Origin of the sequence: Thioclava sp. IC9 (assembly GCF_002213225.1) — a bacterium.
Classification (GTDB): Bacteria; Pseudomonadota; Alphaproteobacteria; order Rhodobacterales; family Rhodobacteraceae; genus Thioclava; species Thioclava nitratireducens.
In genome coordinates this window covers 1-9763 of sequence record NZ_NBNX01000010.1, presented here as the reverse complement: position 1 = coordinate 9763, position 9763 = coordinate 1, and the positions used below count along the sequence as shown (strand labels likewise).

Annotated in this window: 11 protein-coding genes; 6 read left to right on the top strand and 5 right to left on the bottom strand. The window is 65.1% G+C overall.

All coding sequences use genetic code 11. From position 1 onward, the window contains the following. Window positions 1-15 precede the first annotated feature (15 nt). Complete coding sequence (locus B6V76_RS18220) at window positions 16-492, bottom strand: GNAT family N-acetyltransferase (RefSeq protein ID WP_240497894.1); 477 nt, start codon at window positions 490-492, stop codon at window positions 16-18. A 407-nt stretch (window positions 493-899) separates the two neighbouring features. Here B6V76_RS18220 and queC point away from each other — a divergent pair, with 407 nt between their 5' ends. The 4 genes from queC to queF are packed head-to-tail and all read left to right on the top strand — an operon-like array spanning window position 900 to window position 3142. Next, entirely contained in the window at window positions 900-1601 is a 702-nt protein-coding gene (gene queC, locus B6V76_RS18215) for a 7-cyano-7-deazaguanine synthase QueC (RefSeq protein WP_088728113.1), read from the top strand. Continuing rightward, on the top strand, window positions 1601-1954 hold the full coding sequence (gene queD / locus B6V76_RS18210) for a 6-carboxytetrahydropterin synthase QueD (protein ID WP_075777282.1): 354 nt from the start codon (window positions 1601-1603) through the stop codon (window positions 1952-1954). Before queC ends, queD begins: the two co-directional genes overlap by 1 nt. Then, window positions 1951-2661, top strand: coding sequence for a 7-carboxy-7-deazaguanine synthase QueE (gene queE, locus B6V76_RS18205; RefSeq protein ID WP_088728112.1), 711 nt, complete (start codon window positions 1951-1953; stop codon window positions 2659-2661). Before queD ends, queE begins: the two co-directional genes overlap by 4 nt. A 16-nt stretch (window positions 2662-2677) precedes the next feature. Beyond that, the gene (queF, locus tag B6V76_RS18200) at window positions 2678-3142 is read left to right on the top strand and encodes a preQ(1) synthase (protein WP_088728111.1); all 465 of its coding nucleotides are present in this window, start codon (window positions 2678-2680) and stop codon (window positions 3140-3142) included. An 88-nt stretch (window positions 3143-3230) separates the two neighbouring features. Here queF and B6V76_RS18195 read toward each other — a convergent pair whose 3' ends face one another. Together B6V76_RS18195 and B6V76_RS18190 are read right to left on the bottom strand one after the other, a co-directional pair. Next, on the bottom strand, window positions 3231-3746 hold the full coding sequence (locus tag B6V76_RS18195) for a plastocyanin/azurin family copper-binding protein (RefSeq protein WP_077701104.1): 516 nt from the start codon (window positions 3744-3746) through the stop codon (window positions 3231-3233). Between the two features lie 200 nt (window positions 3747-3946). Next, window positions 3947-4636: a helix-turn-helix domain-containing protein gene (locus B6V76_RS18190; protein ID WP_088728110.1), complete on the bottom strand. Its 690-nt coding sequence runs from the start codon at window positions 4634-4636 to the stop codon at window positions 3947-3949. A gap of 221 nt (window positions 4637-4857) precedes the next feature. Here B6V76_RS18190 and B6V76_RS18185 point away from each other — a divergent pair, with 221 nt between their 5' ends. Continuing rightward, entirely contained in the window at window positions 4858-6303 is a 1446-nt protein-coding gene (locus tag B6V76_RS18185; RefSeq protein WP_088728109.1) for an FAD-binding oxidoreductase, read from the top strand. Window positions 6304-6369: 66 nt separating this feature from the next. Continuing rightward, a complete protein-coding gene (locus B6V76_RS18180) occupies window positions 6370-6744 on the top strand; it encodes a group 1 truncated hemoglobin (protein ID WP_088728108.1) in 375 nt (124 codons plus the stop codon). A gap of 65 nt (window positions 6745-6809) precedes the next feature. Here B6V76_RS18180 and B6V76_RS18175 read toward each other — a convergent pair whose 3' ends face one another. Next, window positions 6810-7910 (bottom strand): HPP family protein, encoded by a 1101-nt coding sequence (locus B6V76_RS18175; RefSeq protein ID WP_088728107.1) that lies wholly within the window; start codon window positions 7908-7910, stop codon window positions 6810-6812. A 218-nt stretch (window positions 7911-8128) separates the two neighbouring features. After that, window positions 8129-9358: an ROK family transcriptional regulator gene (locus tag B6V76_RS18170; RefSeq protein ID WP_088728106.1), complete on the bottom strand. Its 1230-nt coding sequence runs from the start codon at window positions 9356-9358 to the stop codon at window positions 8129-8131. Between the last annotated feature and the right edge of the window lie 405 nt (window positions 9359-9763).

The window sequence follows — 9763 nt, the reverse complement described above, 5'->3', positions numbered from 1 at the left end:
AACGGAGCCCGGGCTTCAAGCGCGGGGCCGGGGAAACCGATACACGCTTCTCTCGATACCATCGGGGAATCTCTCTCTGGCGACCTGCTCGCCACCGAGCTTTTCGGTCAGGCGCTGAGCGGCTTCGTTCTCGTCTCGCATATGCGTTTCCACCGCGTCCCAGCCATTATCCAACGCCCATGTGATCACCCCTCGCGACGCCTCGGCGGCGATCCCGCGGCGCCGGGCATCGCGCGCGATCCACCATGTCAGCTCGTGGCGAGGCCAGCCGTTGGCGTGAACGATGCCGCATGTTCCGACACATCGCCGTTCTTCGACGAGGTCGATCGCCCAGACACCGTGACCCCGAAGCACCCAGTGCCCGACATCCGCCGTCAGTTTCACCCAAGCCGCAGCGGGCGACAGCGGCCCGCCATAGAAGCGGGAGGCCTCCGCGTCGCTGAAGAAATCGCAATAGACCGGGAAATCCTCTTCGACCGGAGCCCTCAGCAAGAGCCGATCCGTCTCAATTCGGGGAACCCAGTCAGGGAATGTGTCTGTTCGAGCGCGCATGAAGATAACGCTACCGCCTCCTTTTGAACGACGGAAGCGATTGCCTGCCCTTTTGCGAGCGCGCGCCAGAAGTTGAGCCTGTGTGATCTCGAGGCGTCGAGACTGGGATGCGATCTTCGCCCGGATTCAGGAGGAACGCTAATCGCCTCCGCATCGCTCGAAGCCAAGAAAAATTGGGGTAAAACGCCGGTTCAAATTTGCCCAGTTTGCGGGGCGCTGCCCTCTTTGTGCGCCCGGATTTCCATCTGACGGACCAACGCGCGCGCCCTTGCGGCGGAGCGGTCCTTCCTTTAGAGGCCCGCTCAACCGGTCGCAGCCTACCCGGTCATCAAAACAAGGGTTCAAAAATGAAGACTCTCGTCATCTGCTCGGGCGGCCTCGACTCCGTGTCGCTCGCCCATATCGTCGCCGCTGAGGGCAATCTCACACGGCTCGTTTCCTTCGACTACGGCCAACGGCACCGCAAGGAGCTTGATTACGCCGCCGCCGCCGCGCGCCGTCTGGGCGTGCCGCATCACCTTATCGACATGCGTCCGATCGGGGCCGCGCTGACAGGTTCGGCGCTGACCGACGATATCGACGTGCCCGACGGGCATTACGCCGAAGAGACGATGCGCATCACTGTCGTCCCGAACCGCAACGCGATCATGCTGGCAATCGGCTTCGGCGTAGCCGCGGCGAATGGCGACGAAGCGGTGGCGACCGCGGTCCATGGAGGCGATCACTTCATCTACCCCGATTGCCGGCCTGCCTTCACCGAGGCTTTCGATGCGATGCAGCGCATGGCGCTCGACGGTTATGCCGATGTGCGGCTGGATACGCCTTTCGTGCATCGCTCCAAGACCGACATCGTGGCGGAGGGCGCCAGACACGGCACGCCATTTGCCGAGACCTGGTCTTGCTACAAGGGAGGCGAGGTGCATTGCGGGCGTTGCGGCACCTGCGTCGAGCGGCGCGAGGCGTTCCATCTGGCGGGCGTCGAAGACCCGACCGTCTATGCCGATCCCGATTTCTGGGCCAAGGCCGTCGCCGACAAGGAGGCCCGCTGATGTTTCGCATCCGTAAGGAATTCCACTTCTCCGCCTCGCACCAGCTTGCCCATCTGCCCGACGATCACCAGTGCGCGCGGTTGCATGGGCATAATTACATCGTCGTCGTCGAGCTGGCTGCCGCGACGCTCGATGCGAACGGGTTCGTGCGCGACTATCATGATCTGAAACCGCTCAAGACCTATATCGACGAGAGTTTCGATCATCGGCACCTCAACGATGTGATGGAGGTGCCTTCGACCGCCGAGAACATGGCCAAGCATTTCTACGACTGGTGCAAGGCGCGGTGGCCCGAGACCAGCGCGGCGCTGGTCAGCGAGACGCCCAAGACCTGGGCGGAATACCGTCCATGACGACGCTGCGCATCGCCGAGATTTTCGGCCCGACCATTCAGGGCGAAGGCGCGCTGATTGGCGCGCCCACACTCTTCGTGCGCGCGGGCGGCTGCGACTACCGCTGTTCGTGGTGCGACAGTCTCCACGCGGTCGAGAGCGCCTATCGCCATACGTGGGCTCCGATGAGTTCCGAGGAAGTCTGGGCAGAGCTGCGCCGCCTGTCGGGCGACCGCCCGCTGACGATCTCGCTCAGCGGCGGGAACCCGGCCATTCAGGATTTCGGACCGCTGATCGCGCTTGGGCGAGCCGCCGGCTACCGCTTCGCCTGCGAGACGCAGGGTTCTGTCGCGCGGCCGTGGTTCGGCGATCTGGATACGCTGGTGCTGTCGCCGAAGCCGCCCTCGAGCGGGGAGCAGGTCGATTGGGAGGTCTTCGCCGATTGCGTGGCGGCCGGACGCTCTGCCCGCAGCACCGTGATGAAGATCGTGATCTTCGACCGTGCGGATTATGATTGGGCCAAGGACGCCCATGCCCGTCACCCCGATCTGCCGCTCTATCTTCAGCCGGGCAATCCCGAGGTCGATCCGGAGGTTCCGGTCGATCCGCAGGCGCTGGCCGACCGGCTTGGCTGGCTGACGGAAACCGCCATGGCGGACAACTGGTTCGCCCCCCGTATTTTGCCGCAGCTGCATGTCCTGATCTGGGGCAACAAGCGCGGCGTCTGATCCATCGGAGACCCAAATGACCAACTCGATCTACAGCGATCTCAAGCAACTCGGCGGCGCGACCCGCATCCCGGCAAGCCCCGAGGAGGCCGAGCTCGAACGGGTGAGCAACCCGCAGGCCGATATCAGCTACAACGTCCGCTTCACGGCGCCGGAGTTCACCTCGCTCTGCCCGATGACGGGGCAGCCCGACTTCGCGCATCTGGTGATCGACTACGTGCCCGGACAGTGGCTGGTGGAGTCGAAATCGCTGAAGCTCTATCTGACGTCGTTCCGAAATCACGGCGCGTTCCACGAGGATTGCACGATCTCCATCGCGCGGCGGCTGGCGGATTTCCTCAAGCCGCAATGGCTGCGCATCGGTGGCTACTGGTATCCGCGCGGCGGTATCCCGATCGACGTATTCTGGCAAACCGGGGCGATGCCCGAGGGTGTCTGGATTCCCGATCAGGGTGTTCCGCCCTATCGCGGGCGCGGCTGACCTTCGCCGCGTCCCGGCCTCGGGGTTTAGTCTTAGAGCCTCGCCCCGGGGCAGTGCCTTTGCATGACGTTGGCCTGACCTGTCGAAGTTATTCTACACGGACCAGCGTCCACATCCCCATGACGTAGTGGCCGGGGATGTTGCAGTAGAGGATGTATTCGCCCGGTTTCAGCGTCACCGTGAGCGAACCGCTCTGACCGGGATCGAGCTCGGAGACCTCGCCGAGATGGCCGGCCTTCTCTTCGTCGACCCGCATTTCGTCCTTGTTATAGGGCAGTTCCTCGGTCGCGCTCTTGACCGGGGCCACGATCATCTCGTGCACGGTGCCCTTCGAGTCGTTCTTGACCTCGAAGGTGACCTTGCCCGCAGGCACGACCGCCGGTGTCGCGGTGACGCCCATCGTCGCCTTCGAGACCCGCTCGCCGGCGCCAGCCATGTTGAAGCCCATGGGCGGCAATTGTCCCAGATCGTCCATCGCGTTGTCGCCCTTGTCCCAGAGCGAGACCTGCACGGTGGCGGGATCGGCGGCCATTGCGGGCGTGATCGTCAGCGTCGGCAGAGCCGCGAGGGCGAGTGCGAGGGTGGTGCGTCGTGTGAGTTTCATCTTCTATTCCCTTCTCGGTGTTGAGGTTTCGACCTTCGAGAAGAGGGATAACGTGTTTGGTGAAGGGGCCGTTTTGACCCAGATCACGTCTCACGCCACTGTGACGGCCGGGCCGAAAACGGCGGAGCGCTGTCGAGATGGCTTCGCTCAAGCGAGGGTGCGCCGCGCGCCCTGGGCATGCCCGCGCAGGGCGACGCGGCTCAGGAGGCCAGTTTTCGCTCGGTCGCGAAGGGGCTGAGGCCCAGCCAGCTCTGCATCGAGGCCACAACGTCTCGAGACCCGTCGAGATCGAGTTTCCGGGCGGCTTTCGACACGGTGGTGAGGCCCATCCAGATCTCTGTCATCGTGCGCAGATCCGTCGTGACGAAAAGATCCACGTCGAAGCCCGGATCGACCTGACACAGATCGACATCGCCGCTCGCCTCCACGATCAGCCACCATGAGGATTTCGACGCCGCGAGCTCGGGGAACCGGAAATTGAGGACGGTGCGCCCCGGCGGAAGCGGCGCCGGATCGAGATTGCGGCGCATGTCCCACATCAGCAAAGATACGTCGAGCCGTTCCAGAGACGGCTCGGATTCCACCCATTTCTGGCCCCACATCCCGAAGGCCTCGACAACCGGCAGAAGGTCCTTTCCTGCGTCGGTCAGGAGATAGTCGACAGCCTGAGAGCCTTCGACAGGATGCCGTTCGACGATCCCGGCCGCTTCCAGTTCCCGCAGGCGCTGTGCGAGCAGGGTGCGCGACATCCGCGGAACGCCGCGCCTGATATCGTTGAAGCGCGTCGATCCCGCCACGAGCTCGCGCACGAGGACGATCGTCCATCGGGTGCAGAGGATTTCGGCCGCCATCGCGACGGGGCAAAACTGGAAGTAGCTGGCGTTGGACATCGGAGATCTCCTCCATGGCTGTTCCCAGCATAGCACGAATTGCGATTCCTTTATTCGGCTTCGTGCCCATGCTCTCCGCTCGGGCGGGCCGGTCCAGTTTCGCCACTGGTTTGAGACACGCCGCGCGCTCATCCTTTCAGAACCGCAAGCAATCGAAACGCGGCAGACGCGCAAGGGGTAGAGCGCGTCGCCGTGCGCCATGGTCTCAGAGGGAGGAAGACATGTCGGATATCATTGAAATGAACGGGCTGGACGGCACGCGCAAGAAGATCACCGGCGCGGACCGGGAGGCCCTTGCCGCCGCCTTGCGTGGCGAAACCCTGATCGAGGGAGACGCAGGCTATGACGCCGCGCGGTCGATCTGGAACGGGATGATCGACCGCAAGCCGGGGTTGGTCGTGCATGCGATGGGGGCCAGCGACATCCAGAGCGCGGTCGCCTTTGCCAAGGAAAAGGGACTTCGGATGGCCGTGCGGTCCGGCGGCCACCAGATCGCCGGTCTCGCGGTCGAGGAGGGCTCGCTGATGCTGGACCTGTCGGGCATGCGCTCGGTTCATGTCGATCCCGAAGCCGCGACCGTCCGGGCCGAGCCGGGTGCGACGCTGGGCGACGTCGATCGCGAGTCGCAGGTGCATGGGCTTGCCGTGCCCGTCGGCGTGAACTCGACCACCGGGATCGCGGGACTGACGCTTGGCGGTGGCTTCGGCTGGATCACCCGGAAATACGGGATGACCGTGGACAATTTGTTGTCGGCTGATGTGGTGCTCGCCGACGGGCGCTGCATCCGGGCCTCGAAGACGGAGCATCCGGACCTCTTCTGGGCGCTGTGCGGCGGGGGCGGGAATTTCGGGGTGGTGTCCTCCTTCGAATTCCAAGCTCACGCCATAGGCACCGAGGTTCTGTCCGGGCTCGTGATCCATCCCTTCGCGGCGGCCGCCACTCTGCTGCCGAAGTTCCAGGAGATATGCGACAAAGCGCCGGACGAGCTGACGGTCTGGTCGGTCCTGCGCAAGGCGCCGCCGCTGCCGTTCCTGCCGGAGGACTGGCACGGGCGCGAGGTGCTGATCTTCGCGGCCTGTTACGTGGGCGATATGGCCAAGGGCGAAGAGGCGATGCGGGAGCTGCGCGTCCTCGGCACGCCCATCGTCGACGTGATCGGCCCGCATCCCTTCACCGGATGGCAGGCGGCCTTCGATCCGCTGCTGACGCCCGGCGCGCGCAATTACTGGAAGAGCCGGGACTTCCTGAAGCTCGGCCGCGGCACGATCGAGGCGATACTCGGCGCGGTTGAGGAGCTTCCCGATCCGCAATGCGAGATCTTCATCGCCCATGTCGGCGGCGCAATGGCCCGCGTCCCGTCGGACGCGACCGCCTATCCGCAGCGCGACAGCCACTTCACCATGAACGTCCACACCCGCTGGGACGACCCGGCGAAGGATGCGGACTGCATCGGCTGGGCGCGCGACCTGTTCGACGCCACGGCGGCGGATGCTGCGCCGAGCGTCTATGTGAATTTCCTGCCCGCGGATGACGCGGATCGCCTCGCCGAGGCCTATGGCGGAAACCTGAACCGGTTGCAGGAGATCAAGGCGCGCTACGACCCGACGAACCTCTTCCGGGTGAATCACAACATCCAGCCGCAGCAGGTGCGGCAGGCCGCGCAATGAGCCGTCGCGCCCCGGACGCGAATGCGCCCCGGGGCCACGGCCTCCAGACAGCAAGGAGCTAGAACGATGGAACAGACTCTCTACGAACGGCTCGGTGGAAAGCCCGGGATCAAGGCGCTCGTCGACGATGTCCTCGAGGCGCATATGGTAAACCCCGCAATCAGCGCCCGTTTCCTGCCATACCGCGAAAGGCCGGACGACCTGAACGACGCCAAGGCGCAACTCTGTGCGTTCTTCGGCGCGGGCAGCGGCGGCCCCGAGCAATATACCGGGCGCGACATGGTGGCGGCGCATCGCGGCATGAATATCAGCACTAGCGAATACATGGCCGCAATCGACGACATCATGTCGGTCCTTGCGGCGCATGAGGTCGACGAGATGACCCGCAAGGACGTGCTGATGATCGGCTATTCGCTCAAGGGCGATATTACCAACCAATGAACGTGTCGGACGGGCGGGGGGGCTCCGCCGCTCCCGCGCGATTGCGCCCTGCTTTTCAGGCGCGCCTACACCGCCGCTCGGTCGTCGGCCCCCTCCAGCAGCAGACGGATGATATCGGAGCGGGTTAGGATACCTGCGAGACGGCCCTCCCGCGTCACCGGCACGACCTCGGTTCCCTGCGCCGCGAGACGGTTGAGAAGGGTGCCGACGGGCAGGTCATGGGCGACCGCGCGGTCGGGCGAACGCATCACCTCCGAGACGGTGCGGGGCCGCGCCCGCTGGGGCAGGGCGCGCGGCCGGCCCTGCGCGGCGACCTCGTCGAGAAGATCCGCTTGAAGCACGAGGCCGCAGAGCCGGGTCTCGGCGTCGATGACAGGAAGGCTCTTGATGGCATGGGCGCGAAACAGGCGCGCGGCCTCCGGCAGCGGTGTGTCAGGGCGCACCGTGATGAGATCGGTGGTCATGATGTCCGCGCAGGTCGTGCCGTCGAAGCGGTGCTGCGCCGCCTCGGCCTCTGCGGCGGCCAGCAGCCGCCCGAGATCCGCCACCCCGAGATTGGCCGTCTGATTGAACCGGTCGAGCAGTTCGCCCAGCTGCGCGCTCGATAGTCCCAGCCGCGGCGGCGCATCCGGCGCCGGCTCCGTCTCGGGCTGGCGGAACGGGTAGACCCGCCCGGTGGCCCGGTTATAGACGATCGCGGCAAGGACCAGCGTGGCGGTCGTCAGTCCGACCGGCACCAACGCAAAGAGCGGTCCGATCTCGAGCGCATGTGTCGGATCGAGCGCGGTCAGCAAGGCGACGGCACCGCCCGGCGGGTGCAGCGCGCGCACGAACATCATAGCGGTGATCGCGGCGCCGACGGCAATCCCCACCGACCATGAGCCGGGCAGGCTGCGGACCACGAGCAGCGCGACCAAGGCCGAGGTGACGTTGCTGACGATCGCCGACCACGGCTGCGCAAGGGGCGAGTTCGGAACGCCGAACACCAGCACCGCCGTCGCCCCGAGAGGGGCCACGAGATAGAGCGAGGAAAGCCCGAACCGTGCGCCGAGGCTCACCACGAGGGCGCAGAGGCTGATGCCGAGCAGCGCCCCGAGGCCCGCCCGGATCTGTTCGCGCCAGTGGAATGCCGGCAGCGCCGGAGCGAGATGATGCCATGCCCGCATGGGAAAGCCCTTCCAGCTGGCCGAAAATCAGTCGAATCGCGTGTGTATGCGTCAGAAATGGACGGGAAGGGAACGGGCGCTCCCGCGGAAAAGGACGCTGATCCGCGCGCCACGCAGAATTCGGGATGCCGGTTCCGCGTTGCGTCTGCGGCGGCAAACAATGTTTGCCCGGGGCCGCTCGTGCCGGCTCGCGGGTGACCGCGTCATGCGATGGGGGTTTACCGCGCCAACTGCCCGGGAGGCGCTTTCCGGAGCAAGGTATTCTGGTCGATCATGAATTCGGTCGAAATTGCGTAAGCCGCGGCGCCCATGGCGCGGATGACCGAGCCGAAATGCCCTGCGCGGATTTCGGGGTGATAGACTCCTTGCAGATCGAGGCGCGAGAAATGCCGGTCGACCTCCGCCACCAGCCTGTCGCGGATATCTTGCGGAAACGCGCCGTCGATGATGACGGCTTCGAAATCGATCACAGCCTGGGCGGAGACAATCGCATGGGCGAGGCTTCTCGCCGCGCGCGTGATCCAGAGCGAGAGCGCAGGCTCGAGAGGCGACCAGTCGGCACGGTCGTCGTGAAGCCGCTCGGGGTCGCTCTGCCGTTCCGCCAGAAGGCGCTCGAGCACAGAGAGCGAGGCATGGTCGATCAGGCGGTGGCCGCCGGGCTCGTCGGGAATTCGCAGCGGCCCGAAGCCGCCGGAGTTTCCCGACCGCCCGGAAAACACGCTGCCATTGAGAACGACGCCGCCCCCGATGAAGGTGCCGACGAAGAAATAGATGTAGTCCTGCTTGTCGGTGGGGGGGGCGAAAACCAGCTCTCCGCGACAGGCCGCGGTGCCGTCATTCTCGACCGAGATCGGCCCGGGAAGCAGCAATGCGAGCTCGGTGCGGGCGTCGAAACTGCGCCATTTCTCCAGCTCGTCGGTCGGAGCGTCGAAGTCCTCGGCCCAGTGCCACAGCTCGGAGGGGATCGCGATTCCGCTGGCATCCACGTCCTCGCGCTTCAGTTTTGCCGAGCGCAGCAGCGGGCGGAGATTGTCCTTTATGAAGGTGACCAGCGCCGTCCGGGTCGGGAAGCCGTGGCGCGCCGAGCGGCGGGCCAAGACGGCGCCGGTAAAGTCGACCACGACCATGTCGAAGCTGCTTCGGCCGATCTTCAGGCCGAGGTAGTGTTTCGCGTCTGGGTTGAGGCGCATCGGCACGGAGGGCTGGCCCACGCGGCCCCGGACCGGATCGCCGCGCAGCAACAGGTCGTCCTGCTCGAGCGCCTTGAATATCTCCGAGACCGCGTTGGCGGACAGCCCGGTCGCGCGGGTCGCCTCGGCTTTCGTCAGCGTGCCGTGGCGGCGGATCAGATGGAGCACGAGACGCTCGTTAAGGTCCCTTACCGTGAGCTGGTTGGTGCCCATGAGCGGAACGGCATTCAGGGTTTTGTCGGGGCGTGCTGTCGTCATCTCTCACCGGCGGGGAAGGTCACGCAGCTTAGTCCTGCGTGGTTCGTGGGTGATCGGATGCTACGCGGCGGCCCGGAGGGGCGCAAGCGACATCGAAAATTTGACCTAAATAAAAATTCATCCGGAAGTTTTTATTGACAGATGGAAGCTCCGGGCGCTAGCTCTTGGTGACTTCGGGGAAAGGAAGAGGCTTCGCCGGCGATGCTGCGGCATCGTGAATGCGGGTGCGACGCGCATCCCGATCGGACGCGAGAAAACTTTTCCATGAAGTTTCAATGGATGCACTGAATGCATCTCAGCAAGGGAGGAGACCTGACATGAAGAAGACAACCGCGATTCTGGGAGCGACGGCGCTTGGTCTGATGGCGACCGGGGCCTGGGCGGAGACGACCGCCTGCCTGATCA